Here is a 26047-nt window from a genome sequence, read left to right as displayed (position 1 = left end):
TTTGCAGCTTGGCAAGCGCTTAAGCAGCTTTGTCTGACAGAAGGTTCAGAAGCGCCCGGTCCATCGGTGCGAGGGGTAGTGCGGCTGCCTCTGCCGGCAGCGACCAGCGCCATGCCTGCCCGTCCATTCCGCGTGGTCGAACGCCCGCCTGACGCGATGTGTAAAGTAACAGGACAATAGGGGTGTGCCCGTAATCCTCTGCGAAATGGCAAGGCGACAGGGTCTGCGGATCGAGCGCGATCGCCAGTTCCTCTTCGATCTCCCGCACCAGGGCGTCACGGGGAAATTCCCCCGCTTCCACCTTGCCGCCGGGAAACTCCCACAGCCCCGCGTGATGCTTTCCGGCGGGCCGCTGCTGCAACAGGATACGGCCCTCGCTGTCGAACAGCGCGAGGGCCACCACGGTCAGAAATGTCGGAATATCTTCCACCTTAACCTGCCCGATCAACGTTTTGTTAGCACCTGGATGACAAACCGGCCTTCACCGCGGAAGTAACACGGGAACCTGTGCGTGTCGGCCAAGACTTTCTTAAGGCGAATTTTTCGTGACACCAGCGGGGCGACCGCGGTTGAGTACGGGCTGATTGTTGCGTTGATTGTCATCGCGATGATCACCGCACTGCAAGGTCTCGCGGATTCCACCATCGCCATGTGGAATGGGGTGGAAACCAAAGTGAACAATTCCAATCAACAGAATGGTTAGGAATTTTTCAAGAATTTTCCCTTAGTCGGGAAATAGCTCGACCGGCTTTACGGAAGAGCCGGGTAACGAAGACAAGATCCAGGAGACTACACATGACCTTTTTCAAGAACCTCATCCGCGACGAGCAGGGTGCCACCGCCATCGAATACGGCCTGATCGCTGCCCTTATCGCCGTTGCCGCGATCACTGCCATGCAGAGCCTCGGCAATGAGCTGAGCACGACCTTCAACAACGTCAGCACCGAGCTGACCGAAGCGAACACGGCCAACGGCTAATCGCTGACGGCATAACGCCAAAAGGAAGGGCGGCAGGGAAACCTGCCGCCCTTTTTCTTTGCGCCTCGCGAAAGCCGAAATGGATGTCGGCGAACCGGCACCCCTGCTTACGCATTCGCCCTCAGTTAGACTGTACGACGATCTTGTACCGCTGGCCGGGCACGACCTGTTCGCCCGAGGTCAGACCATTCAGCACGCGGAAGCGCGCTTCCTGCCCGTCGGTGTAGGCCATGCGACGCGACAGCGTGGCGATCGAATCGCCGCCGCCCGCCTGCACGATGTCGATCCGGCGGGGCACCACGCTGCCCGCTTCCTGCGCGGAGAGACGGCGCATCGACTGATAGAGCGAGTTGAAGGTCCCGGCCTGGCCCGCCGGGGTGATCGACTGGAAGTGGTAGGTCTGCCCGCCGCCGAAGTCGTAGGCGAACACGGTTACGTCCACCTGCTGCTGGCCGTTGTTGACCCGCGCCGTGCCATAGGCTGCCGGAATACCGTTGACGGTGGTGGTCTGCACGCTCGCCGGGGCGATCTGCGTCTGCTGCCCGCCAAGCGCGGTGAACACGGACCGCACGTAACTGTCTAGATTGCCGGTCGACTGGCCCGTCGTCAGCTGGGCACGACCGCCATCGCCATTCACGCTCACCGCGCGGGTGCCGTTGACCATGTAATAGCCCTGCGGCGCTGTGAAGCTGAGGCGCAGGGTCGGGTGGATGAACTGCCGCCCTTCGATCACGCCCTGCTGCGGGTCGTCACCGTAGATCATGCCATCGATACGGCTGAGGAAGGTGTCGCGGTTGGTCACGCCCGTAGCGTTTCCGGCCATCTGCATTGCGGACTGGACACGGCTGGCAGGATCAGGGTGGGTGCTGGCCCATTCCGGGATCGTCGCGTTGTCGCGGCCCTGCAATTGCGCATCGAGCTGGTTCTGCATGGCGAGGCTCTGCAAGAGCGATGCCATCGCGCGCGGATCGTAGCCGGCGGAATTGAGATACTGGATGCCCAGTTGGTCGGCCTCCAGTTCCTGGTTGCGCGAGTAGCTGAGCGTCAGAAGCTGCGAGCCCTGCAGCGCCGCCTGCGACAGTTGCTGGCCGACCGGGCTGTTGCCTCCCAGAAGGATGCTCGAAAGGATCGCCCCGCCGACGCCCAGAAGCTGGTTGCGCTGGGCATTGGCCTGCCGGCGCGCCGAGTGCCGCGCCGCGACGTGGCCGACTTCATGGCCGAGCACGGCGGCGAGTTCCGCCTCGTTGTTCATCAGGTTGACCAGCTGGCGCGTGGCATAGACGTAGCCGCCCGGAACCGCGAAGGCGTTGTTCACGCTCGAATTCAGCAGGGTAACGTCGAAGGCGCCCGGCGTGGTGGCCAGGCCCGACTGCACGGCGATGTTCTGGCCCACCTGCTGCACGTACTGCGCCTGCGGGCCGGTCATCTCGCCGCCGAATTCGGCTACGAACTGTTCGTGATACTGCGCGCCCTGCTGCGCCTCGGCCTGCGTGATGGGTGAGCCGGCGGGAACGTTGGAGCCCGGAACGGTGGCGCAGGCGGCCATGGTCAGCGAACCGGCACCGATCAGGGCGACGGTCTTGAACTTGCGGATAAGGGATTGCGACATCTGGCGGGCTCCTCGCAGGAAAAACAGCGACAGGCGAAAAGTCCGCCCGTTCAATGTTTTCGAGAACCTCTTCAGGAACGCAATGTTCCCGCCGTGCCCGTCGGCTCCTGGGGCTAGATATCCTGGCCGATGGCGAGAAAGCGTTCCTCGCGCTGGCGGCGCAGGTCATCGGACGACAAGGAGGAAAGCGTTTCCAGCTCGTCGTCGATGGCATCGACCAGCGCGCCGATCGCCTTGCCCGGGTCCCGCTGCGCTCCGCCCAGCGGCTCGGACACGATGCGGTCGATCACTTTGAGTTGCAGCAGGTTCTGCGCCGTCAGCTTCATCGCCTCGGCAGCCTGCGGTGCCTTTTCCGCCGTGCGCCACAGGATCGAGGCACAACCCTCGGGCGAGATCACGGAATAGACCGCGTGCTCGAACATCAGGACCCGTTCGGCGCTCGCCAGCGCCACCGCGCCGCCCGATCCGCCCTCGCCCACGATTGCCGCCACCATGGGCACACCCAGCGCAAGGCACGCCTCGGTCGAGCGGGCGATGGCCTCGGCCTGGCCGCGTTCCTCCGCCTCGATGCCGGGGAACGCGCCCGAGGTATCGACCAGCGTCACCACCGGCAGCGCGAAACGGTCGGCAAGTTCCATCAGGCGGATCGCCTTGCGATACCCCTCTGGCTTGCCCATGCCGAAGTTGTGCCGGATGCGGCTTTCCGTGTCGTTGCCCTTCTCGTGCCCGATCAGCACGACCTTGCGCCCTTTCAAGGTGGCAAGGCCGCCCATGATGGCCTGATCGTCTCCATACAGGCGGTCGCCGCCCAAGGGCATGAAGTGATCGAAGCCCTGCTGGACGTAGTCGCGGAAATGCGGCCGGCCGGGATGGCGGGCGACCTGCGTCTTCTGCCACGGCGTGAGGCTGGCGTAGGTGGTTTCGAGCAGCCTGGCGCTTTTCTGCTCGAGCCGTTCCAGCTCCTTGGAAATGTCGGCCAGCCCGTCCTTTCCGGCGGCGGTGCGCAGGTCTTCGATGCGCTGTTCCAGCTCGGCGACGGGTTTCTCGAATTCGAGGAAGGAAATCATCGCGACGCGCTAGCTTCCGCCGCGCCCATCTGCAAGCGTCTGGCCTTCAGGAGTGCGGGCGGCAAGCGGGTGCCGCTCGTTCACCAGCGCCACCAGCTGCGCGGCATCGACATGGGTGTAGATCTGCGTGGTGGCGATGTCGGCATGGCCGAGCAGCGTTTGCAGCACCCGCAGATCCGCCCCGCCCTCCAGCAAATGGGTGGCAAAGGCATGGCGCAGCACGTGCGGGCTGACCCTGGCAGGGTCGATCCCGGCACGCGCCGCCAGCGCCTTGACCAGCTGGAACAGGCGCACCCGCGAAATATGGCCCGCGCGCGAGGGAAAGAGCCAGGCCGATCCGCCGGCAGGGCGCACTGCCATCCACCGCGCCAGCGCAGCCTGCGCACGGCGGGAAACCGGCACCATGCGCTGCTGCCCGCCCTTGCCGGTGAGGGTTAGGAAAGGCGCATCGCGTGGCACAGCACTGACGGGCAAGGATACCAGTTCGCTGGCGCGCAGGCCCGAACCGTAGAGCAATTCCAGAAGCGCCAGCATCCGCACGGCCGCCGCGCCTTCGCCCACGGCATCATCCTCCGCCGCGTGCAGCAGCCGTTCGACGTCTGCGTGGCCCAGCACGCGCGGCAGGGGTCGGCGGGCCTGCGGGCGCGGGAGGACGCCGGAGGGATCGTCCGCGCGCAGGCCATCGTCGATGCAAAAGCCGTAGAACTGGCGCAGCGCGGAAACCTTGCGCGCCACGCTGGCCGGGGCCAGATGCGCCCAGGCGCGGGGCAGGTCAGCCAGCCTGTCGCGATGCACGGTGGCAAGATCGCCCACAACCTCGCTCGCGCCTACGAGGTCACGGCGATACGCCGCCAGCGTGTTGGCCGCCGCGCCGCGCTCGGCAGCGAGCATGGCGAGAAAGGCGTCGACGGCGGTGCTCAAGGCTCAGCCCCGCGCAACCGCCTCCGCGGCGATCATCCTGGCTTCGGCGGACAGGCCTACGCGGTTCAGCGCCGCGACGATGTGATAGAGCTGGCGCGGGGTCATCCGCTCCCAGCTTTCGCCCTGCATGCCGAGGCCGGCCAGCAATGCGACCAGAGCCGGATTGCCCACCGCGGCCGCGCGATCGATCTTCTGGCTCCAGGGGCTGGTGCGGGTATAGGTGCTGCCGAATTCCTCGCCATAATCGGCAAGATCGTCGAGATCGAGGCGACCCAGACCGGCAAGCCCGGCGATGAGGAAGGCGGATTTGCGCTTTCCGGCGCTGGCGTCGCCGTCGATGAAGTCGCCCACCGCGCCGCTGCCCACGATGTCTTCGCGCACAGGTTGCGCCAGGGCGAGCAGCGCCCAGCCCAGGCTTCCCTCGTCGACCACCCCGCCCCAGCGCAGGGCGTTGGCGTCGAGCCCGGCGGCGAGCATGGAGGCGATGAGGCGATCGGCGTCAGGCTGCATGGCCTCGTTTACCGGCAGGCGAGCGGCGGCAAAGGCCGTCAGCACCACGCGTCCGTATCCTTCGTCGCCTTCCCACAGACTGCGCATGGCGGCCAGGCGCTGTGCGGCCGTGTTGGCGACATAGGCATCGCGCAGCAGGGCAGCGTCGCCCTTCTCGCTCGCTTCGTATCGGTCGCTGGCGTAAAGCTGCGAATACAGATCGACCATCGCCGATGACGACAGGATTCCGCGCGCACCCGCCGCGTCGGAGGCGCTGACACGGTCGAGCAACGGGCTCGCCGGGATCAGCACGTCGGCGTAGAGATTGGCGCCCTCCACCTCGAACCCTTCGGGCAGTTCCACGCCGAGCGCGCGGGCAAGCGCGAAGCGCCAGGGCGTGATTTCCTCCACGCCGTCCCATTCGATGTTGACCGCACGGTTGGCCTCACCCGCCGCCCCGGCATAGCGTTGAGCCAGGCGCACGTCGATCTCGGGCGCGGCGCCGGTGCCCAGCGCGCGGTCGAGCGAGCGTTCGGCCGAGCGGACTTCGCCGCCGTAGGCCGAGCACAGCGCCTTCAGCAACTGCCACTCGCCGTCCTCGCGCACGTCGCTTTGCAGCCGCGCCACGGGGCACATGCCGAGCACGTCGCCGGTCCCTAGGTAGGCGTTAAACGCGGCATCGGTCAGTGCGCGATTGTAGTTGGAGCCATCGATGTCCTGCACCAGCGCGCGCGCGACGGCGCTTTCGCCCATGCCGCCAAGCGCCCGGGCGCGCAGGGCCGCGAATTCCACCGGGTCCATGCCACGCGGCGCGTCGAGACGGCTGGCGAGCACGCGGCGCATGAGGATGTGGCCCCAGCGCGAAACCATTGGCCCGTCGCTGGCAACCAGCGCAGCTCGCACCAGCGCCGCCGGCTGGCCGGCAAGGGAGGCCGAGGCAAAGCCGCCCTCCTCGCGCGATACCACGCCGACCCGCTCCACCGCGCGGCGGGCGGCGACGGGGATGTCGAACTTGGGGCGCAGCCCGAACAATACGTCGAGCTCATCGGGTTCCATCCGCTCGATCTCCGCCATCGAGGGGAAACCCGGCGGGAGGGCCACCCGCGGGGCACCCTGACTGGTCAGTCCGCGCGATGGCGTGCGGTAGTTGTCGGGCAATTCCTGCACCACCGGCGTCCCGCCCGGTGCACTCGGTGACGAGGTCGGCGCAGCGCTGGGAGACGGGCTGGGCGCGGTTTGCGGCTGATTGCGAAAGGCGGGAGGAATGAGGTCCTCGGGATCGCCAGCCAGCGCGACCGTGGAGGTCAGCGCCAGCGCGGCGCCGTTCAGGAACCAGACAGCCCGTTTCATGATTGCGCACCCGACACCGCGACCGGCTCCACGATCATGCGCTGTTCCTGCCGCCCGCCATCATACCAGGCGAGCAGCAGCACCGCGCCGATCAGCACCAGCGCCACCAGCCAGATCGTATTGCGTCCCAATTTCATGCGGCCCATTCCGTTTTGCGGCAAATCCGGCTCCATTGCGTCGCACCTTCGGACAACCCCGATCGCGACCTTGCCAGCGCGGTTAGCCCATCTATAGGCCTTGCGGCAATGACCATTGCCAAGCACCTGCCCGATGCCTCCACGGTGCGATCGGTCCGCCAGCGGCTGGATCGGCCGCTGGTGCTGGTGGGGATGATGGGCGTGGGCAAGTCGACCGTCGGGCGCAAGCTGGCCGCCGCGCTCGGCATGGCCTTTACCGATGCCGATGACGAGATCGTCGCGGCAGCGAACATGCCCATCCGCGACATTTTCGACAGCTTTGGCGAGGCCTACTTCCGCGACGGGGAACGGCGGGTGATCGCCCGCCTGATGGAAGACGCCGGATCGGGCAGCGTGATCGCGACGGGCGGCGGTGCCTTCGTGACCGAAGAAACGCGCGCGATCATCCTCGAAAATGCGGTCGCCATCTGGCTGAACGCCGAAACGGATACGCTGGTCGAGCGCGTCAGCCGCAACGACAAACGTCCGCTGCTAGAAGGCGGCGACACCCGCGAACTCGTGGCGACGATGCAGGCCGCGCGCGAGCCATCCTATGCACAGGCCCATATCCACGTCGCCAGCGACACCGGGCCGCACCATGTCGCCGTGCGACGCATCGTGGAGGCACTCGACCGATGGCTACCGTGAACGTCGACCTGGCCGGACGCAGCTACGATGTACGCATCGGTGGCAACCTGCTACGCGAAATCGGCCCGCTGGCGGGGTCGCTGCTGCGCAAGACGAGCGTGCCGGTGGTCACCGATACCAACGTCCACGCGCGCTGGGGCAAGGTTCTGGGCGCGGCGCTGGAACGCGAAGGGTTCGCTCCTAACTTCCTGATTCATGCACCCGGCGAAGGCGCGAAGAGCTGGGACAACCTCGCCCGCACCGTCGAATGGTTGCTGGCCCAGGAGATGGAGCGCGGCGACACGGTGATCGCCTTTGGCGGCGGGGTGATCGGCGACCTGACGGGTTTTGCCGCCGCCATCCTGAAACGCGGGTGCGGGTTCATTCAGATACCCACCACATTGCTGGCGCAGGTCGACAGTTCGGTAGGCGGCAAGACCGCGATCAACGCCGGTGCGGGCAAGAACCTGGTCGGTGCCTTTCACCAGCCCGCCCTGGTGATCGCCGATACCGAGGTGCTCGGCACGCTGCCGGATCGCGAGATGCGTTGCGGCTATGCCGAGGTCATCAAGTACGGCGTCCTCGGCGACGCCCGGTTCTTCGCCTGGTGCGAGGCCAATGGCGACAGGGTCGTGGCGCATGACGAAGCCGCCCTCGCCCACGCCGTGACCACCAGTGTGGAGGCCAAGGCGCGCATCGTGGCACAGGACGAGCGCGAGACGACCGGCGCACGGGCGCTGCTCAATCTGGGCCATACCTTTGGCCACGCGCTGGAGGCCGAAACGGGCTTTTCGGATCGGCTGCTGCACGGTGAGGCGGTGGCGCTGGGTATGGTCCTGGCGGCGCGGTATTCGGCGCGCCGGGACTATTGCAGCGAAGCCGATGCGCAGCGTATCACCGCCGCCATCGGCGCGGTGGGCCTGCCCACGGAAATCTCCGCGCTGGGCATCGACGGGTCTGGCGAGGCGCTTGCCGGGCACATGCTGCACGACAAGAAGATGGATGCAGGCACCCTGCCTTTCGTCCTGCTGCGCGGCGTGGGTGAGGCGTTCCTGGACCGCGATGTCGACAAGGCTGACATTGCCGCCTTTCTGGACGAGCAGCTACAGGCGCACTGAAATCGTAACGACAAATTGACCGCGAAAGGGTGCGCAGAGTTCAGGATAGTTCGGCGATGATAGAGTCGGCGATTTCCACATAGCGCCTGGCACAGGCTTCCAGCGTCAGATTTTCCAACACAAAGGCGCGCGGATCGTAGGCTCCGGCATCCAGCTTCGTGAGAAAGCCATGCAGTGCTGCCGGGAAATCTTCCGCCGACGCGAAGCGCTCACCGCAGCGGGAATCGAAATAAGGTACGCTGGAGATCGGTTCGAAAACGACCTTGTCGGGAAAATAACTGGGGTCCAGCCATGGACCGCCCTGGTCCCAGGCCAATAATGGCACTCCGCACGAGAGTGCCTGCTGATAGGCGATGCCTTGGGTTTCGTGTTCGCACAGGAACACCATGCTGCGACTTCTGGCGAGCAGTGACCTGTAATTCTCTTCCTCGTACGAACCATAACGGATGACAGCCACTCGCAGGGACCGCGATCGCAGTTCGTCGAGGATGGGAGTAACGACGCGGGGTTTCGTGCTTTCGTAGTCCCAGAGGATCTTATCGTAGACGAGGACGTCGTATTCCGGCGTCAGGTTACTCGGCGACCAGCCACTGGTATCGATGCCGACCGGCCACGCTTCCACGCGGTCCCCCCAGTAAGGCTTGCACATTGTTTCCATCCACGGCCCCGGCACAAGTATCCGGCGCACGTCCAAGCGATCGAGCAGAGTAGGATCGTCTATGGGATGCGAATAAATGGACGCGCCGAGCAGGATGGGGTTACGCCATTTATGCTTGTCGAGCAGGAAGGGTTTGCCGATTATGCAGGCCAATTCCTCGGGGTGAGTGCGGATATAGCGGAAATCGTTCACCCGGTAGGGCACGCCGATCCTGTCCAGCCCGGCCAGCAAGTTGAGGAACACGCGTCTGTGTCCACCTCCTCTGCCGGGTCCGCGGATCAGGTGTCGCAGCAAACGACGTGGATAGCGGTCGCCGGGAAACCAGCGATCTGGATCGGGCTCGGCATAAAAGATGTTCAGCGGTTTTCGCACGGGCTCAAGCTCGCTCACTCGGTCGTTACCTTCAGATTTCTAGGTGTGTTTTATCAATGCTCGGCGGCAGCCTGCATCGGTGGATCGACCGGCGGACTATCAGTGAAGATCGCTACCTCGTTCAGCCCGTTGCTGTCCGCCCTGCCGCGATACATGCCGCTGGTGTTGAAACTGAAGGCAGCCTCCCCTTGTGCGGAGACGACGATAACCCCTCCGTCGCCACCCATGTCCCCAACCTCGACGATCAACTGGTCCGCCGCTTCCTGCGGACCCATGCCCGACAGCCGCATAAGCGCGCAGATGCCCTGCGCCACGCCTGCGCGCAGAAAATACTCGCCCGTGCCCGTAGCGGATACGGCGCAGGCGCGGTTGTCGGCATAGGTGCCCGCGCCGATCACGGGCGAATCGCCGATCCGGCCCCAGCGCTTTCCCGTCGTGCCGCCGGTGGATGTGCCCGCGGCAAGATTGCCCCGCACGTCGCGCGCCACCGCGCCCACCGTGCCATAGCGATGCTCCGCGTCCTCGTTGAACGTGACCTGTGGATCATCCTGCGCGGCGCGGAACTGTTCCAGGCTGTCACGGCGGCGCGGGGTGATGAACCATTCGGTCTCGGCCCGTTCCAGCCCTTGATCGGCAGCGAACTCCTCTGCCCCCTCACCGCTCAGGAAGACATGACGCCCGTCCTCCATGATGGCGCGGGCCAGCAGGATCGGGTGACGCACATGTGCAAGGCCCGCCGCCGCCCCGGCCGCGCGCGTGTCGCCGCGCATGAAACTTGCATCGAGGGATACCCCGCCCTCCCATGTCAGCACCGCGCCGCGCCCGGCGTTGAACAGCGGATCGTCCTCCAGCAGCGTAACGACCGCGACGACCGCGTCCTGCGCCTCGCCCCCATCGCGCAGCACCGCGGCACCCGCGTCGAGCGCGGCTTGCAACGCGGCGGTATATTCGGCCTCGCGCGCGGGCGTCATCGCATCGCGGCTGAGCGTCCCCGCGCCGCCGTGAATGGCGATGGACCACTCGGCCTGCGGCGCCGCCTGCGCGCTCACCCCTGCGGGAACGGAGAGCGCAAGCGCGGATGCGAGGACTTTGGGCAGACGAGCCATGAATGCGACCTTTCGAGGAAAGTTGGCGCAGTTGGTGCCGCCATCGCCAGCCGATTACAACCCTAGTGGATGTCCGGCGGCGGCGCGGCATCGGGCGCGCGCGGCTGCGGATACATCGCCTCCATCCGCGCGGTGGCCGTGGGATTTGCGACGGTGCTGATCTCACCATCCCCGCAGGCGCTGCGCAACGCCTCCATCGACGGGCCGCCCGGAGTGATCGGATTGGGCGCGGACCAGACGAACGTCTCGCCCAGCCGCCCCTCGACCTGCCCTGTCATGCGATTGACGAGGACGTAATACCCCTGCGCATCGACATCGAGGCCGGTTTCCGCATGGAACCAGGCGAGCGTCTCGACGCCCTGCCGGTCGAGATAGAAGCAGCCATCGCGCAGCAGGATGCGGCCGCTGTCTGCCGCCTGCAATTGCAGGCCGGTGCGCGCTTCGCTGGCGGGCCATAGGCGAATGCCGCCCGATGCCGCTTCGCTCACCCTTGGGCGAACGAGATCGGGCGCAAAATTCCAGTCGATATGGCGCGGCACGGTCCAGCCGTTCTCGGCCACCCACGCATCGAAGTCGTCCGCGGTCATATTCAGGCTGATGCTGGATACCGGATCGCTCTCGGCCTTGCCGGACCGGCCATAGCCGTCGAGCACGCCGCGCTCGGTCAGCCGGGCCAGCCACTGTTCGCCCACCGCCCCGGCATCTGCAGGTGCGCGGGCAGAAGCAGCGCGACTGGTGCCGGAAAAGTCGACCACCTGCATATCGCGAATGATCGCGCGATAATCGGGCGCCGGCGCTTCGATCTGCGTGGCGTAACCGCGCATCGACTGCGATGGCTCAGGCGCCTGTGGCACGGCATCCGCACCGCAGGCGGCGAGCATCACGATGGCCGAGACAACGAGGTGTTTCATCGCCCGTCATCATGGCCTGCCCGACTTGCGCCAGACTGAACGCGCTCACCCTGCTGCGCTCTGGCGGCGCGAAGTCCGCTGACGGACGACAGGACGGTCCCGCGCGGCGTCACCGCATCAGGACCAGTTCCTCTGCCATCGTCGGATGGATGGCCACGGTTGCATCGAAATCGGCCTTGGTCAGGCCAGCCTTCACCGCGATTGCGGCGGCCTGCATCATCTCGGGTGCCTCGGGCGCGATCATGTGAATGCCGACGATTTTGCCGTTCTCGCCGTCGCAGATCATTTTCATCAGGCTGCGCTCGTTCCGGCCGGCCAGCACGTTCTTCATCGGGCGGAAATCGGCCTGGTAGACCTTTACCGTGCCAAGCTTGTTGCGCGCCTGCCCCTCCGTCATGCCGACAGAGGCGATGGGCGGGTGGCTGAAAACCGCGCTGGGGATGCAGCCGTGATCCACCGCGACGGGATCGCCCTTGCCGAACACGGTGTCGGCAAAGGCCTGGCCCTCGCGGATGGCCACTGGGGTCAACTGCACGCGATCGGTCACGTCGCCCACGGCGTAGATATGATCGATGTTGGTCTTGCTGAAGCGATCCACCACGATCTCGCCCCGCTCACCCAGTTCGACGCCCGCCTTGTCCAGCCCCAGTCCCTTGACGTTCGGCACGCGCCCGGTGGCGAACATCACGACGTCCGCATGTTCCTCGTCCCGGTCAGACAGTTTCACGAAATAGCCCCCGTCGGGGCATTCCCTGATGTATTCGAAGGTGGTGTTGAAACGGAATTCGATGCCTTTCATCGTGCTGATCTGCAGCAGCCGGTCGCGCACCGATTCGTCATACCCGCGCAGCAGCACGTCGGACCGATTGACGATCGTCACCTTGCTGCCGAATTCATTGAAGATGCCCGCGAACTCGTTGGCGATATAACCGCCGCCGGCGATGAGGATGCGCTTGGGCAGGGCGTCCAGGTGGAACGCCTCGTTCGAGGATATGGCGTGCTCAGCGCCTTCGCAGGTGGGCATTCGCGGATGCGCGCCGGTGGCGATGAGGATGTATCGCGCGGTCACGACCTTGCCGCTGGCCAGCGTGATCTCGTGCCCGCCGGTTATCTCGGCGCGTTCGCGAAAGATGGTGACGTCGTGGTTTTCCAGCGTCTCGGTGTAGGCGTTTTCCAGCCGGTCGACGTCGTTCAGCACGTTGTCGCGCAGCTTGATCCAGTCGAACGACTTCTCGCCGATTTCCCAGCCGAACTTGGCGCAATCCTCCAGGTCTTCGGCAAAATGGGCACCATAGACCAGCATCTTCTTGGGGACGCAGCCACGGATGACGCAGGTCCCGCCGACGCGAAACTCCTCCGCGACCGCCACCCGCGCGCCGTGGGCGGCGGCAACGCGGCTGGCGCGCACGCCGCCGGATCCAGCGCCGATGGTAAAGAGGTCGAAATCGTATTCGGTAGTGTCGGCGGCCATGTGCGCTCCTGTCTGCTAGGCCGCGATATGGCGAGCGGGCGCGCCGAGGGCAACCGCGTGCTGCGTCAACTCTCCAGCCACGGCGCGTAGTCGCGCATCAACTGCCAGGCGCGCAGGTCCTCGATGGTGATCAGCCGCTCGTCGCGAATGCCCGCCATGCGCATCAGCAGCCGGCGGATCGCAGAGGCCTGGGTGGCGTTGGCACCGGCCAGGGTCGCCAGAACATCCGGATTGTGTTCCAGCGGGGCTTCGAGCAGCATTGCGGTGTTCATCGCGTCGAACCCGAAGCCGAGGAAGACCAGCCGCTTGGCCTGCAGGATCTCGCCGGTAAGCTGGCGCTGGAAATTGCGCTGGTTCGCGCGTTCGGTGGCCGTGCGCACCTGTTCGACCACGCCGTGCAGATCATCGGGCAACACCTGCCCCCAGGCGGCGATGGGTGCATCACCCTTTTGCCATTCCAGCCGCCCCGGTGTGCCGTAGGGATGCACGATCTTCAGCTTTTCCGTCACCAGTACGCGGGCGTCGGTCAGGCTCATGCCGAAGGCCAGGTGCAGCGCCCAGGGCAGGTAATGCTCGATCGACCGGTCGTAGTTGAAACACATGATCGAAAGGTTGTCGAAAACCAGTTCCGCCTTGGCGCGCGGCACACCGTTGACGATCACGCGGGCAAGCTGAAACAGCCAGTTCTCCGTGCCGCGCACGGGAAGGTCACCCGGATCCTTCGGCTCGCTACCCAGCGGCGACGCTTCCTCGGCCGCCAGCGTATAGTGTGCGATGGCCAGCTTGCCGAGCGCCAGCGCCATCGGATTGTCGCCATGCTGTTCGAGAATCGCATCGATCGAGTTGGAAATACGCGCCGCCGCGCGGATCGTCTGCCCGGCTTCGACCAGGTCTTCCTTCCTGACGCGCGCCTGCGTGGCGAGATCGCCGACATGTTTCGCCATCGCCGCGATGTCGGGTGATTCCAGCGAGGTGCCGAGCCGCTGGAAATCGAAGCCGGCGGCGATCCGCTGCAACAGCTCGCGCCCGTCGGGAAACTGCAGTTCGGTACTCGCGCCCGCGCCGACCACCAGCGTGGTCTTGGTCCTGATCATCCTCGCACGCGCCCCTGGTTCCCGATTACTGCCGGGAACGCTAGGGGTGCGATGCTTAAGATTTGCCTAGGGCGGCGATCAGGATTGTGCGCCGCCACTCCCACGCCGGCCACGGTTGCCGCCGCCGCTGCGCCGCGAAGCACCCGGGTTGCCCGAGCCACCCGAACGGCTGCCCTGCGGCCGGCCCTTGCGCGCGGGGCTCTTCGGCTTGGCCGCGGACGCGCCGCGCGGCTTGGCCTGCACACGCTGGCGCTGTTCCTTGGGCGCGGGCTTGGTGGGGCCGATGCCTTCGACCACGGCACGGAAATCATCCGGCAGCGGCAAACGCTCGAACTCGGCGTCGGTCTGCTTGCGGATGTCTTTCAGATAGCTGCGCTCGTCCTCGGCACAAAAGGCGATGGCGACCCCGTCTGCCCCGGCACGCGCGGTGCGGCCGATGCGGTGGACGTATTGTTCGGGCACGTTGGGCAGTTCGTAGTTGATGACGTGGCTGACGCCGGGAATGTCGATCCCGCGCGCGGCAACGTCGGTGGCCACCAGGATCGGGGTCTTGGCCCGCTTGAACTCGTCAAGCGCCCGCTCGCGCTGCGGCTGGCTCTTGTTGCCGTGGATGGCGTTGGCGGGGATGTTCATCTGGGCAAGCCGCTTCACCACACGGTCCGCGCCGTGCTTGGTGCGGGTGAAGATCAGCACGCGTTCGAATTTGCCAGGGGTCGGGTGCTGTTCCAGCAGCATCATTTCCAGCAGCGTCTGCTTTTCGTCCTGCTGCACCATGAACAGGTACTGGTCGATCCGCTCCGCCGTTGTCGCGGCGGGCGTCACGCTGACGGTGACGGGATCGTGGCAATACTTGCCCACCAGTTCCTTGATCTGCTTGGGCATCGTCGCGCTGAAGAAAAGCGTCTGGCGGCTTTCCGGCACCAGCTGGCTGATGCGGCGCAGCGCATGGATGAAGCCCAGGTCGAGCATCTGGTCGGCTTCGTCGAGGACGAGGATTTCCACGCCCCCGAGGTTAAAGGCCTTCTGGTCGATCAGGTCGAGCAACCGGCCCGGCGTCGCCACCAGGATGTCGCAGCCGCGGTTCAGCTTGTTGCGATCCTTGTTGACGCTGGTGCCGCCGACGATCGAATGAACGGTGAGGCCCGCCATCGCGCCATAATCCTTGGCGCTCTGGGCGATTTGCCCTGCCAGTTCGCGCGTGGGGGCAAGCACCAGCATCCGGCAGCTCTTGAAGGGCACGCGGTTGTCCGCACTGCGCAACCGGTCGATGCTGGGCAGCATGAAGGCCGCCGTCTTGCCGGTGCCGGTCTGCGCGATGCCGAGAAGGTCACGCCCTTCGAGGACGGCCGGAATGGCCTGTTCCTGGATTGGCGTGGGCGTGGAATAGCCCTTCATATCGAGGGCCTGGAGAACGGGCTGCGAAAGCCCGAGGTCTGAAAACTGGGTCATGGAGAAACTCGCATATGTGCGAGAGGCGCGCAGCCGGAACGGCGCGCGATCGCGGGGTTGAAAAACCACCCGCGTGAAAAGGGAAGTCTTGTGACAAGTGAACCGAAGGGCTGCCGGGGCAGGTCTTGTGTGTCCTGCCGCTTCACGCCGGCGCCGCACTTCGATGGCGGCCAAATAGGCGCCTGTGCCGCGAAAGTCAATACCGCGCTAGCGTGGGTATCGGCCCGCAGCGAACGCCAGCAGACGGTCGACAACCATTTCGGCCGGGGTCGGCTTGGCCACCACGGGTGCGTCGAATCGTCTCAGGAGCTCGCCCGAGCGGTCGAGATCGCCGGTGTTCAGAATGAACGGCACGCCCCGCCGATGAAGTTCCAATGCGACAGGTTCGCACGTCATTCCTTTCCCAAGGTTGACGTCGAGAATGCCCCCGTCGATCGTGTTATTCTCCAGCGCCGCGAACGCTTCCTCGGAGCTTTTTGCGGTTACCGCCGTGATGCCGACGTCTTCGAGCGCGAATTGCAGGTCCATCGCGATAAACGGCTCATCCTCGAGCACGAGCACGAAAGTCAGCGCAGGCGTGCTCATGCCGTACGGCTCATCGGGAAATGGATCTCGACCCGCAGGCCGTCCTCGTCCCAATGCCGCTCCAACGATCCGTCGAGGTGCTTGAGCAGGGTGTCGGCGATCTGGAAACCGGTGCCAGTGGTATCTTCGGGTTCGCCAGCAACGGCGGGTCCGCCCCTTTCCTGCCAATGGACGATCAGGGACCTGCGATTGTGCCGGTCGCTTTCGTGCCGCCATGCGACATCGATGGTGCCGGTATCGTTGGACAGCGCACCGTATTTGATCGAATTGGTCGCCAGTTCGTGCAGCGTCAGGCCGATGGCGGAAATGGCATTGGGTTCCGTGCGCACGCCGTTGCCATTGAAACGGATGCGGTTTCCTTCGGGATCGTAGGGTGCCAGCACCGCGCGCACCGCCTGGCCCACCTCGATGGTGCCCAGAAAGGCATCGTCCAGGGTTGGTTCGTAACTGCGGCCAAGCGCCTGAACACGTTCGTTGATCTTGCGGGAAACCTCGGGCGCCTGCATCGAACGGCCAGTGATGTTCACGATCGCCCCGATCACCGCGAACACGTTTTTCAAGCGGTGCGATACCTCGCGCGCCATCGCCTTTGCATTGCGTTCTTCCGCCTGGGCCAGGTGGATATCCGACACATCCCACTGGCTGCCGAAGAAATACGTAAGCTCGCCGTTCCTGTCGTAGATCGGCCCCAGGTGGAGGGCGTTCCAGAAAGCCGTGCCGTCCTTGCGATAGTTGCGGATTTCGACCACCGCCACGCTTTCGGTGCGGATGGCCTGGCGGATTATCTCAACCTGCTTCTGATCGGTCTTCGGGCCCTGCAGGAAACGGCAATTACGGCCCAGAATCTCTGCAGACTCATAACCCGTCAGCCTTTCGAAAGCGGTGTTGCAGAACACGATGGGGTCATCAGGCTGCCGCGGGTCGGTAAGGCAGACGGCCATGCGCGTTTGCGACATGGCCTGTTCGAACAACAATCCAGACGCGCCGCTGAAGGCTTCGGGCTTGTCGATCCGGCCGTTGTTAACCGACATGGCCTGACGTGCGCTTTTAAAAGGTTCTTCACTCATCAAAGCTGCTGACAATCCCGTGTTCTACCCCACGCAGAAACCTCTGCGCCAATCGGTGGTTCCGCAAGCCGCGGCATAATGATTGCTGTGGGCTGTGCACAGTCTAGATCTGCCGAAAATTCCACACGCCGTTCAGCGCGAACATGGCGAGGCCGGCAAACATCGACACGATTACCCTGGCGACCAGGTAATTTATCGTCGTGAACGCGACGAGCACCCAGAACAGCCCGACCGTCACCCCCAGCCCGACGAGCGCGTTGACGAGGAAGATGGCGAACCCGCGCCCCGCCTTGCGCTCCGTCCCGTGGAACACCCACTCGCGCCCCAGCACGTAGTGCAGGCTGGTTGATACCGCGAAACTGAGCGCGGCGGCGATCACCCGGTCGACCTGGAAGAACTCCACCAGCACCCACAACACGACGAGGCCGAGCAGGAACACCCCGGTGCTCACCACCGTATTGCGCCACAGCATCCCGCCGACGCGGCGCGTCAGGAAACGCGCGACAAACCCTTCTGCGGTCATCGGTAGCGGCCTTCGGGTCGACCGTTCAGGCCGCGCCCGGCGCCGCGCCCAGCTCCGCGCGGGGCGCGGGCCTGGTTTTGGCGGGAGCATTGGCCGAACGCTGCATCACGCCAGGCCGCTTGCCTTCAGCAGCGCCTCGGTGCTGGCATCGAAACGCTCGTCGCCTTTCGCGATCCTTTTGGCGATCTCCTTGCCCAGTTCGACGCCGAACTGGTCAAACGGATTGATGTCCATCAGCACGGCGTTGGCGAACGTGCGATGTTCGTGGAATGCGATCAGCGCACCAAAGGTCATGGCATCCAGATCATCGACGAGGATCGTGGCCGAGGGGCGGTTGCCGGGATAGCTGCGATGCGGATCGTCGCTCGCCTTGCCCGCCATCAGCGCGGCCCCTTGCGCAAAACAGTTCATCAGCAGGATTTCGTGATGCGACGGGTCGAGCACGTCGCCGGGCGTGACGCTGGCGATTAAGTCGATGGGCACGAGGTGCGTCCCCTGGTGCAGTAACTGGAACACCGCGTGCTGCGCGTCGGTCCCCACCCCGCCCCAGGTGATGGGCGCCGTCGGCCCGCTGGGCTGCCCGTCCACCGTCACCCGCTTGCCGTTGGACTCCATCTCCAGCTGCTGCAGATAGTCTGGCAGCAAGCGCAGCCGTTCGTCATAGGCGAAGACCGCGCGGGTCTGCGCGCCCTTGATGCGGTTGTAGAACAGGTCGGCAAAGGCCGCGCGCAGTGGCAGATTGGCGCGCCCGTCGGTGTCGCGGAAATGCGCGTCCACCGCAGCCGCGCCATCGAGCATGGCCTGGAAATCGTCCCAACCCACGGCGACCGCCACGGGAAAGCCGATGGAGGACCACAGCGAATAGCGCCCGCCGACGCTTTCGGCGAAGGGCAGGACGCGCGTTTCGTCCACGCCCCATTCCACGGCCTTTTCGGGCGCGGCGGTCAAGGCGATGACCCGGCCCGAAGGATCGGTCACGCCGTTCTCCTCCAGCCACGTCAGCGCAGAGCGGGCGTTGGTCATCGTCTCGATGGTGGTAAAGGTCTTGCTGGCCACGGCGATGAAAGTGGTCGCCGGATCGCAGCTGGCAAAGGCCTCCTCCAGCGCGACGCCGTCGATGTTGGAGACGACGTGCACATCAACCAGCGGCAGATCGCGGGCCAGCGCATCCACGGCCAGTGCCGGGCCGAGCGCGCTGCCGCCGATGCCGATGTGAATCAGGTGCCGCACCTCGCCAAGAACGCCCTCGTGCAGCGCATCGACCAGCAGCCGCATGCGGTGGCGCAGCGCGTCCGCCTCCTCCACGCTGGCCGCCCTGCCCACGCCGCGCAGGGCGGAATGTTCGGCGGCGCGGTTCTCGGTCGGGTTGACGATCTCACCCGCGAACAGGCGATCGCGCATCCGGGCAAAACGGGCCGCTTCGGCCAGCGCCTCGAAATCGCCCAGAAGACCATCGGTCAGATGCGTCTTCGACCAGTCGAACAGGATACCGCCCGCCCCCTCGGCTTCACCGGTGCCCAGTTCGAGCCGGGCGCTGAGCGATGCCATCCGGTCCGGGTCGCCTGCGAAGAGCTGCTCCAGCGTGGGATCGGGATGCAGGGCGAGCCGTTGCCAGGCCTCGTCGCGCGTCAGGGTCACTCTTCGTCCTTTCCGGTCGTTGCCGCGCCTCGCTAGAGCGTCGCAAGGGCAAAAGCAAAGGCGCTTGACCTTCGCCCGTGCCCGCAACATGGATTGCCCCGATGACCGATAGCAACATCCGCCAGATCGAGGACCCTGCCGTGCCGGCGGATGCGCCCGAGGAAAAGAAGGAAGACTTCCGCAGCTTTGCCAGCTTCCTGGTCAAGCTGGTGATCGTGGTTCTGCTGTTCCGCACCTTTGCCTTTACCAGCTTCAACATTCCGTCCGAAAGCATGATGCCACGGCTTCTGGTGGGGGATTACCTGCAGGCGGCCAAGTGGCCCTACGGCTATTCCAGCGCCTCCCTGCCCTTCGGGATCAGCGCCGGCGAAGGGCGCATCCTAGGCAGCCAGCCGGAACGCGGCGACATCGTGATCTTCAAGCACCCGGTGGACCGCAGCGATTACATCAAGCGCGTGATCGGCCTGCCGGGCGATACCGTGCAGATGGTGGACGGCGTGCTCCACCTGAACGGCGCGCCTGTCGGGCGCGAGCGGGTGGAGGATTTCGTCGAGCCCATCGCCGCGGACGGCAATTGCGGCCCCGGGCGCGGCCGGTTCGTCGCCCGGCAAACCGATGGCAGCTATGCCTGCCTGTTCCCGCAGTTTCGCGAGACGCTGCCCGGTGGACGCTCCTACAACACGCTCGACTTCGGCGACTTCCCGCAGGACGACACCGCGCCGGTCATCGTGCCGCCCGACATGCTGTTCATGATGGGTGACAACCGCGACAACTCGCTCGACAGCCGTTTCCCCGCACAGGCCGGCGGCGGCATCGGGCTGGTGCCGCAGGAGAACATCGTGGGCGAAGCGTACTTCATGTACTGGTCCTACGGCGACGGCATCCGCTGGAGCCGCATCGGAAAAGGGATTTGACCGGTCTTTCAAGCGAGACGCGGACCTGGCTGAAATCGCGCGGCTTCACCGTCCGTGAGGAGGCCATGTGGCGCGAGGCGCTGACCCACGGCAGCACGGGCGAGGCGCGCGATTACCAGCGGCTGGAATTCCTGGGCGACCGGGTGCTCGGCCTCACCATCGCGCACTGGTTGTTCCAGCGCAGCGCCGCGACGGAAGGCAAGATGGCGCAGCGGCTGAACGCCCTCGTCAGCAAGACCAGCTGTGCCGAGCGGGCGCGCGAACTTGGCGTCGCCGCCCACGCGCGCATGGGCAAGCAAGCCCGCGACGATGGCGCGCAAGACAGCGACAACGTGCTGGGCGACATCATGGAATCATTGCTGGGTGCCAACTTCCTCGACGCCGGGTTCGACGCCACGCGCGATCTGATCCACCAGGTGTGGAAGGGCGAGATCGAGGGCAGTGCCGGCCAGTCCAAGCATCCCAAGAGCGCGCTGCAGGAATGGGCGGCGGGCAACCAGCGCCGACCACCCGAATACCGCGTGCTGCGCACTGAAGGCCCTGACCATGCGCGCACTTTCGTCGTAGAGGTGGCCGTGCACAAGGTCGGTGCGCTAGAGGCCAGCGCGGGCGGCAAGCAGGAAGCCGAGACCGAGGCGGCGCGATTGTTCATGGAGAAATACGGATGACCCACAAATGCGGACTGGTCGCCGTCATCGGCGCCCCCAACGCCGGCAAGTCCACGCTGGTTAACCAGTTGGTCGGGCAAAAGGTGGCGATCACCAGTGCCAAGGCGCAGACCACCCGCGCCCGCCTGCTGGGCATCGCGCTGCACAAGGCACCTGAGGGCGACACGCAGATTCTGCTGGTGGACACGCCCGGCATCTTCGAACCCCGGCGCCGCCTCGACCGGGCGATGGTGAGTGCGGCGTGGGAAGGCACCCAGGCCGCCGATGCCGTGTTGCTGCTGGTCGATCCCGTCAAGCAGCGCCGCCACGAACTGATGCCGCTGATCGAGGTGCTGAAGGGCCGCCCGGAAAAGGTGTTCCTCGTCCTCAACAAGGTGGATGCCAGCGCCAAGGAACCTCTTCTCGCCCTGGCGCAGGAGCTGGGCGAACTTACCGCCTTCGAGGATGTCTATTTCGTGTCGGCGCTGACGGGCGATGGCGTGCCCGAACTGAAGGACCGGCTTGCGTCGTTGATGCCCGAGGGGCCGTGGCACTACCCCGAGGACCAGGTTTCAGACGCCAGCGAACGCCTGCTCGCCGCCGAGGTGACGCGCGAACAGCTCTACCGGCAGCTGCACGAGGAGCTGCCCTACGACGCCGCCGTGCGCCCCGAAAGCTACGAGCAGCGGCCCGATGGCAGCGTGGAAATCCGCCAGCAGATCGTCATCTCGCGCGACAGCCAGAAGCCCATCGTGCTGGGCAAGGGGGGCCGCCGCATCAAGGAAATCGGTGAGGAAGCCCGCAAGGAACTGAGCGAGATCCTCGGCCAGAAAGTCCACCTGTTCCTGCACGTCAAGGTCGACGAGCGGTGGAGCGAGAACCGAGAAGTCTACGAGGAAATGGGGCTGGACTGGGTGCGGTGATGGCGGGAAACCGTGTTCAGCGGTTCGCAGCACTGTCCCGCTGGCTAAATCGCGCCAGGCTGCACGCCGCCGCCACCACTGCCAGCGCGCAGGCGACGTAGAGCGGGGTCGGGCCGAGGCCGAGGCCGCCGGCCAGCAGAATACCCACCACCACAGCGCCCAGCGTCTGTCCCAGCAGGCGTGACGTGCTCAGCAACCCGCCCGCCGCCGCCGCTCGCTCTGGCGGAGCACGGCCGATGAGCAGGCGGGAGTTGGGGGCGAAGAACAGCCCGAAGCCGACTGCTGTCAGCGCCAGGCGCCAGACTATGGCCCACTCGCCCGGCTGCTGCGGCATGGTCGCCAGCAGCAGCATCCCGGCGATCGCGATGACCATGCCGGTCACCCCCAGCTTGGTCGCGGCCACGCGGTCGCTCGCCCAGCCCGCCGCGGGGGCGACGAACAGCAAGGTCAGCGGGAACGGCAGCAACAGCATGCCCACCGTCTCCGGCGGATAGCCCATGCCCTCCTCGAAGCGGAACGGCAGCGACAGCATGAGCGAGGCCGAAGCAATGAAGCAGGCGATGGCGGCAAGCGCGGACAGGCCGAGCACCGGCTTTGCCAGCAGGTCCACCGGCAGAACCGGGTTCTCCCGCTTGCGCTCGCGCTTCACCAGCCACACCGCAGATACCACGCCCAGGATCACAGTCACCACGCCCAGCGGCACGTTGCCGTGCGTGCCGAGCTGCATTCCGCCCACCAGCAGCAGCATGGTGAGCGCGCTCCACAAGCCGCTCTTCCACTGCGCGGGAATGTCGCGGGGGCGTGGCTCGGGCAGCGCGCGGCCCAGCAGCAAAGATACCACCGCCAGCGGCGCGGCGACGACGAACACGGTCTGCCACGGCGCATGGCCGACGATCCAGCCGCCCAGCGTGGGCGCGATGGCGGCGGAACTGGCGACGATCACCGAATTGATGCCCATGCCCGTGCCCAGCTTGGCATCGGGATAGATCTGCCGCAGCATCGCCGCCGATACCGCCAGGGCCATCCCGGCGCCCAGCGCCTGGAACGCGCGCAACGCCAGCAGCACGGAAAAATCGGTGGCGAACCAGCACGCCGCACTCGCCACCATGAACACGCCCTGCCCCCATTGGTAGAGCGTGCGGTGCCCGATCCGATCACCCAGCGAGGCGAACGGGAACAGCACCATCACCAGCACCAGCTGATAGACGGTGATGACGTTGGTGACCGCCGCGTTGGAAACGCCCAGATCGCGCGCGATGGTGGGCAGCGCGACCGTGGGGATCGCCCCGTCGATGACCAGCAAGGCGGTGCCGAAACTGATGGCCGCGATGGCCCACACCCGGCGCGGCATCGGCAATCCGCCCCGGCCGCCCTCGCCGTCCGTCACCTCTTGCGAAGGCTGGGGAACGACGGGAGAAGCGGCGTGCGGCATTGCGGCCATGTGTGTCCGAATGCCCTGTTGTGCAAGTGCGAAAGAGCCGACGCGATCTTGCTAGTGACCTAGCGTTTCTTCGCGATCGCGATGTTGTTCTGTTTGGCGAAGGCCTTGGTCGATTCCTCGCTTCGGTTGAGCGCCTTGGCGATCTGCTTGAGCCCATGCCCCTTGGTCGCCAGCAGTTTCAGCTTGCCGGCTTCCTCACCGTTCCAGGGCTGCTTGTGGCGTTCGAACTGGTCCTTGCCCATGCTATTCGGCCTCCGCCGTCTTGGCCGCCGCCCTGGCCGCCGGTTTCTTGGCCGGTGCCTTCTTGGCCGTGGCCTTTTTTGCCGGCGCCTTTTTCGCCGCAGCTGCCTTTGCCGGCGTCTTCTTCGCCGCCGTCGCCTTCTTGGCCGGGGCCTTCTTCTTTGCCGGAGCCTTCTTGCGCGCGCCCTTCTTCTTCACCGGGCCCTTGGCGGCCTTTTCGGCGATCAGCACCAGCGCTTCATCCAGCGTCAGCGCGTCCTTGTCCTTGTCGCGCGGCAGGGTGGCGTTGACGGTGCCGTCGGTGACGTAGGGTCCGTAGCGACCCTCCATCAGCTTGACCTCGTCGCCCGCCTCGGTCTTGCCCAGCACCTTGAGCGGCTCACGCCCCGCCCGCGCGCCGCCGCGGTTGCCGGCCTGGGCCAGCAGGTCGACCGCGCGGTTCATACCGACGTCGAACACCTCGAGGGTGTTGGCGAGCTTGGCGTATTTGCCATCGTGCTTGAGGTAGGGGCCATAGCGCCCGATGGCGGCCTCGATCTCAAGTCCCGTTTCGGGGTGCGCCCCCACCACGCGCGGCAGGGCCAGCAGCTTCAGTGCCCATTCCAGATCGAAGTCGGGCAGATCCTTGGGAATGGAGGCGCGCTTGGCCTCCTTGCCCTCGCCAAGCTGGATGTAGGGTCCGAAACGTCCGCTCTTGCGCTCCACGGGGAGGCCGGTTTCCGGATCCACGCCCATCGCGGTATCCTCGCTGCCATCGCCCTCGCCCGGCTGGCCGAACTTGCGCCGGAACGTGCATTCCGGATAATTCACGCAGCCGATGAAAGCGCCGAAGCGGCCGCCACGCAGATGCAGTTCCCCGCCCTCGCGGTCCTGCTCCGCGCACAGCGGGCACCAGCGCGGATCATGGCCGTCGGCGCGCGGCGGAAAGAGGTAATCGGCAAGGAACTCGTCGAGCACCTCGGTGACTTCGGACGGCTGGCGCAGCATGACCTCGTCGCTCTTGGGTTTGAAGTCGCGCCAGAACGCCTCGAGCACCTTCTTCCATTCGGTCCGCCCGCCGGAGACCTCGTCGAGCTCGTCTTCCATGCCAGCGGTGAAATCGTAGGCGACATATCGGGAGAAGAACCGTTCCAGAAACGCCGTCAGCAGTCGCCCGGAATCCTCTGCGAAGAAACGGTTTTTCTCCATGCGCACATATTCACGATCGCGCAGCGTCTGGATGGTGGAGGCATAGGTTGACGGGCGACCGATCCCCAGCTCCTCCAGCCGCTTGACCAGGCTCGCTTCGGAAAAGCGCGGCGGGGGCTGGGTGAAGTGCTGGTTGGCCTCGACGGCCTTCTTGGCCGGGCAGTCGCCGCTCTTCATGAAGGGCAGCAGGCCGCCGTCCTCGTCGTCGCTCTTTTCGTCGAAGCTTTCGGAATAGACCGCGAGAAATCCCGGAAATTTCACGACTTGTCCGGTCGCGCGCAGTTCATGCCTGCCGGTCGGGTCGCGCAGCGTAACCGTGGTGCGTTCCAGCCGCGCGCTTTCCATCTGGCTCGCCATGGCGCGTTTGAAGACGAGATCGTAAAGCTTGGCCTCGTCGCCTGACCCGAATTTTTCCTTGGTGAAGCTGGTCGGCCGGATGGCTTCGTGCGCTTCCTGCGCATTCTTCGCCTTGCTGCTGTAATGCTTGGGCTTTTCAGGCAAGTAGTGCCCGTCGAACCGGTCTGAAATGGCCTTGCGACACTCGGAAATGGCGCTGCCGTCCATCTGCACGCCGTCGGTCCGCATATAGGTGATGGCGCCTGCCTCATAAAGCGATTGGGCAAGGCGCATCGTGTGGCTGGCCGAATAGCCGAGCTTGCGCGCGGCCTCCTGCTGCAGGGTGGAGGTGGTGAACGGCGGCGAGGGATGGCGCTTGTGCGGCTTGGTGTCGACCTCCTCCACCGTGAAGCGGCCCTCTTCCACCGCCGCCCTGGCCGCCTCTGCCGTGGTGCCGTCACCGATGGACAGGCGCTCCAGCTTCTTGCCGTCGAATTGCACCAGCCGCGCATCGAATGCGTTTCCGTCGTGTTCCAGCTTGGCGATGACGGACCAGTATTCCTGCGGCACGAAGACCTCGATCTCGCGCTCACGCTCGCAGATCAGGCGCAGCGCCACGGACTGCACGCGGCCCGCGCTCTTGGCGCCGGGCAACTTGCGCCACAGCACCGGCGAGAGGGTGAAACCGAATAGATAATCGAGCGCGCGGCGCCCGAGGTAGGCGTCGATCAGGTCCTGGTCGAGTTGGCGCGGGGCCTTCATCGCATCGGTCACGGCTTGCCTGGTGATGGCGTTGAAGGTCACGCGCTCCACCTCGGCGGGCAGGGCCTTGCGCTTTCGCAGCAGGTCCATGACGTGCCAGCTGATCGCCTCCCCCTCGCGGTCAGGGTCGGTGGCGAGGATCAGGCGGTCCGCCTTCTTCGCCGCATCGGCGATGGCCTTTACCTGCGCGCGGTTGCGCTGGTCGGCATAGACTTCCCAGTCCATGGCGAAATCCTCGTCCGGGCGAACGCTGCCGTCCTTGGGGGGCAGGTCGCGGACGTGGCCGTAGCTGGCGAGAACCTTGAAGTCCTTGCCGAGGTATCCTTCGATGGTTTTGGCTTTGGCTGGTGATTCGACGATGACGAGTTGCATGGTGGTGAAAATCTG

26 protein-coding genes are annotated in these 26047 nt (G+C 65.6%); 7 read left to right on the top strand and 19 right to left on the bottom strand.

What is annotated here, in order from left to right:
• Positions 1 to 19: 19 nt before the first annotated feature.
• Positions 20 to 448: an NUDIX domain-containing protein gene (locus GRI62_RS05080; RefSeq protein WP_267901976.1), complete on the bottom strand. Its 429-nt coding sequence runs from the start codon at positions 446 to 448 to the stop codon at positions 20 to 22.
• Between the two features lie 63 nt (positions 449 to 511).
• Here GRI62_RS05080 and GRI62_RS05075 point away from each other — a divergent pair, with 63 nt between their 5' ends.
• Together GRI62_RS05075 and GRI62_RS05070 are read left to right on the top strand one after the other, a co-directional pair.
• Positions 512 to 703 carry a Flp family type IVb pilin gene (locus GRI62_RS05075; RefSeq protein WP_131452301.1) on the top strand — a complete coding sequence of 64 codons (192 nt, stop codon included), beginning with the start codon at positions 512 to 514 and terminating at the stop codon, positions 701 to 703.
• 92 nt (positions 704 to 795) lie between these two features.
• On the top strand, positions 796 to 978 hold the full coding sequence (locus GRI62_RS05070) for a Flp family type IVb pilin (protein ID WP_131452300.1): 183 nt from the start codon (positions 796 to 798) through the stop codon (positions 976 to 978).
• A 121-nt stretch (positions 979 to 1099) separates the two neighbouring features.
• On the opposite strand, the gene GRI62_RS05065 is transcribed toward GRI62_RS05070, so the two are convergent.
• From GRI62_RS05065 to GRI62_RS05045, 5 genes are all read right to left on the bottom strand, one after another.
• Complete coding sequence (locus GRI62_RS05065; protein WP_131452299.1) at positions 1100 to 2587, bottom strand: M48 family metalloprotease; 1488 nt, start codon at positions 2585 to 2587, stop codon at positions 1100 to 1102.
• Positions 2588 to 2700: 113 nt separating this feature from the next.
• On the bottom strand, positions 2701 to 3654 hold the full coding sequence (locus GRI62_RS05060) for an acetyl-CoA carboxylase carboxyltransferase subunit alpha (RefSeq protein WP_131452298.1): 954 nt from the start codon (positions 3652 to 3654) through the stop codon (positions 2701 to 2703).
• Between the two features lie 9 nt (positions 3655 to 3663).
• Positions 3664 to 4575, bottom strand: a complete 912-nt coding sequence (locus GRI62_RS05055) for a tyrosine recombinase (RefSeq protein WP_131452297.1) — start codon at positions 4573 to 4575, stop codon at positions 3664 to 3666.
• 3 nt (positions 4576 to 4578) lie between these two features.
• Positions 4579 to 6414 carry a hypothetical protein gene (locus tag GRI62_RS05050; protein ID WP_131452296.1) on the bottom strand — a complete coding sequence of 612 codons (1836 nt, stop codon included), beginning with the start codon at positions 6412 to 6414 and terminating at the stop codon, positions 4579 to 4581.
• Positions 6411 to 6551 (bottom strand): hypothetical protein, encoded by a 141-nt coding sequence (locus GRI62_RS05045; protein ID WP_160731816.1) that lies wholly within the window; start codon positions 6549 to 6551, stop codon positions 6411 to 6413. The genes GRI62_RS05050 and GRI62_RS05045 overlap by 4 nt, the downstream gene beginning before the upstream one ends.
• A gap of 108 nt (positions 6552 to 6659) precedes the next feature.
• Between GRI62_RS05045 and GRI62_RS05040 the strand changes: the two genes are divergently transcribed.
• On the top strand, positions 6660 to 7238 hold the full coding sequence (locus GRI62_RS05040; RefSeq protein WP_131452295.1) for a shikimate kinase: 579 nt from the start codon (positions 6660 to 6662) through the stop codon (positions 7236 to 7238).
• Positions 7226 to 8335, top strand: a complete 1110-nt coding sequence (gene aroB / locus GRI62_RS05035) for a 3-dehydroquinate synthase (RefSeq protein WP_131452294.1) — start codon at positions 7226 to 7228, stop codon at positions 8333 to 8335. The genes GRI62_RS05040 and aroB overlap by 13 nt, the downstream gene beginning before the upstream one ends.
• Before the next feature lie 40 nt (positions 8336 to 8375).
• Here the strand turns inward: aroB and GRI62_RS05030 are convergent, their stop codons facing one another.
• From GRI62_RS05030 to pgi, 10 genes are all read right to left on the bottom strand, one after another.
• Positions 8376 to 9383: a glycosyltransferase gene (locus GRI62_RS05030; RefSeq protein ID WP_131452293.1), complete on the bottom strand. Its 1008-nt coding sequence runs from the start codon at positions 9381 to 9383 to the stop codon at positions 8376 to 8378.
• Between the two features lie 35 nt (positions 9384 to 9418).
• Positions 9419 to 10471: an isoaspartyl peptidase/L-asparaginase family protein gene (locus GRI62_RS05025; protein WP_131452292.1), complete on the bottom strand. Its 1053-nt coding sequence runs from the start codon at positions 10469 to 10471 to the stop codon at positions 9419 to 9421.
• Between the two features lie 62 nt (positions 10472 to 10533).
• On the bottom strand, positions 10534 to 11382 hold the full coding sequence (locus GRI62_RS05020; RefSeq protein WP_131452291.1) for a hypothetical protein: 849 nt from the start codon (positions 11380 to 11382) through the stop codon (positions 10534 to 10536).
• A 109-nt stretch (positions 11383 to 11491) separates the two neighbouring features.
• A complete protein-coding gene (gene gorA, locus GRI62_RS05015) occupies positions 11492 to 12853 on the bottom strand; it encodes a glutathione-disulfide reductase (protein ID WP_131452290.1) in 1362 nt (453 codons plus the stop codon).
• Positions 12854 to 12918: 65 nt separating this feature from the next.
• Positions 12919 to 13947, bottom strand: a complete 1029-nt coding sequence (locus GRI62_RS05010; RefSeq protein ID WP_131452289.1) for a hypothetical protein — start codon at positions 13945 to 13947, stop codon at positions 12919 to 12921.
• Between the two features lie 78 nt (positions 13948 to 14025).
• Complete coding sequence (locus GRI62_RS05005; RefSeq protein ID WP_131452288.1) at positions 14026 to 15396, bottom strand: DEAD/DEAH box helicase; 1371 nt, start codon at positions 15394 to 15396, stop codon at positions 14026 to 14028.
• Between the two features lie 207 nt (positions 15397 to 15603).
• Positions 15604 to 15981 (bottom strand): response regulator, encoded by a 378-nt coding sequence (locus GRI62_RS05000; RefSeq protein WP_131452287.1) that lies wholly within the window; start codon positions 15979 to 15981, stop codon positions 15604 to 15606.
• Complete coding sequence (locus GRI62_RS04995) at positions 15978 to 17012, bottom strand: PAS domain-containing protein (protein WP_234027371.1); 1035 nt, start codon at positions 17010 to 17012, stop codon at positions 15978 to 15980. Before GRI62_RS04995 ends, GRI62_RS05000 begins: the two co-directional genes overlap by 4 nt.
• 139 nt (positions 17013 to 17151) lie before the next feature.
• Positions 17152 to 17571, bottom strand: a complete 420-nt coding sequence (locus GRI62_RS04990; RefSeq protein WP_160731815.1) for a GtrA family protein — start codon at positions 17569 to 17571, stop codon at positions 17152 to 17154.
• A 105-nt stretch (positions 17572 to 17676) separates the two neighbouring features.
• A complete protein-coding gene (pgi, locus tag GRI62_RS04985) occupies positions 17677 to 19209 on the bottom strand; it encodes a glucose-6-phosphate isomerase (RefSeq protein ID WP_131452284.1) in 1533 nt (510 codons plus the stop codon).
• A 101-nt stretch (positions 19210 to 19310) separates the two neighbouring features.
• Between pgi and lepB the strand changes: the two genes are divergently transcribed.
• The 3 genes from lepB to era are packed head-to-tail and all read left to right on the top strand — an operon-like array spanning position 19311 to position 21693.
• A complete protein-coding gene (gene lepB / locus GRI62_RS04980; protein WP_131452283.1) occupies positions 19311 to 20123 on the top strand; it encodes a signal peptidase I in 813 nt (270 codons plus the stop codon).
• Entirely contained in the window at positions 20120 to 20791 is a 672-nt protein-coding gene (gene rnc / locus GRI62_RS04975; RefSeq protein WP_131452282.1) for a ribonuclease III, read from the top strand. Before lepB ends, rnc begins: the two co-directional genes overlap by 4 nt.
• Positions 20788 to 21693, top strand: coding sequence for a GTPase Era (gene era / locus GRI62_RS04970; RefSeq protein ID WP_131452281.1), 906 nt, complete (start codon positions 20788 to 20790; stop codon positions 21691 to 21693). Before rnc ends, era begins: the two co-directional genes overlap by 4 nt.
• A 16-nt stretch (positions 21694 to 21709) precedes the next feature.
• Here era and GRI62_RS04965 read toward each other — a convergent pair whose 3' ends face one another.
• The 3 genes from GRI62_RS04965 to topA all read right to left on the bottom strand — a co-directional run bounded on the left by GRI62_RS04965 (position 21710) and on the right by topA (position 26032).
• Positions 21710 to 23125, bottom strand: a complete 1416-nt coding sequence (locus GRI62_RS04965) for an MFS transporter (protein WP_131452280.1) — start codon at positions 23123 to 23125, stop codon at positions 21710 to 21712.
• Positions 23126 to 23193: 68 nt separating this feature from the next.
• Complete coding sequence (locus tag GRI62_RS04960; RefSeq protein WP_131452279.1) at positions 23194 to 23376, bottom strand: hypothetical protein; 183 nt, start codon at positions 23374 to 23376, stop codon at positions 23194 to 23196.
• Position 23377: 1 nt separating this feature from the next.
• A complete protein-coding gene (gene topA, locus GRI62_RS04955; RefSeq protein ID WP_131452278.1) occupies positions 23378 to 26032 on the bottom strand; it encodes a type I DNA topoisomerase in 2655 nt (884 codons plus the stop codon).
• Between the last annotated feature and the right edge of the window lie 15 nt (positions 26033 to 26047).

Origin of the sequence: Aurantiacibacter arachoides, assembly GCF_009827335.1 — a bacterium.
Lineage (GTDB): Bacteria > Pseudomonadota > Alphaproteobacteria > Sphingomonadales > Sphingomonadaceae > Alteraurantiacibacter > Alteraurantiacibacter arachoides.
The sequence above is the reverse complement of the archived record's forward strand: the minus strand, read 5'-3'. Positions and strand labels throughout refer to the sequence as shown.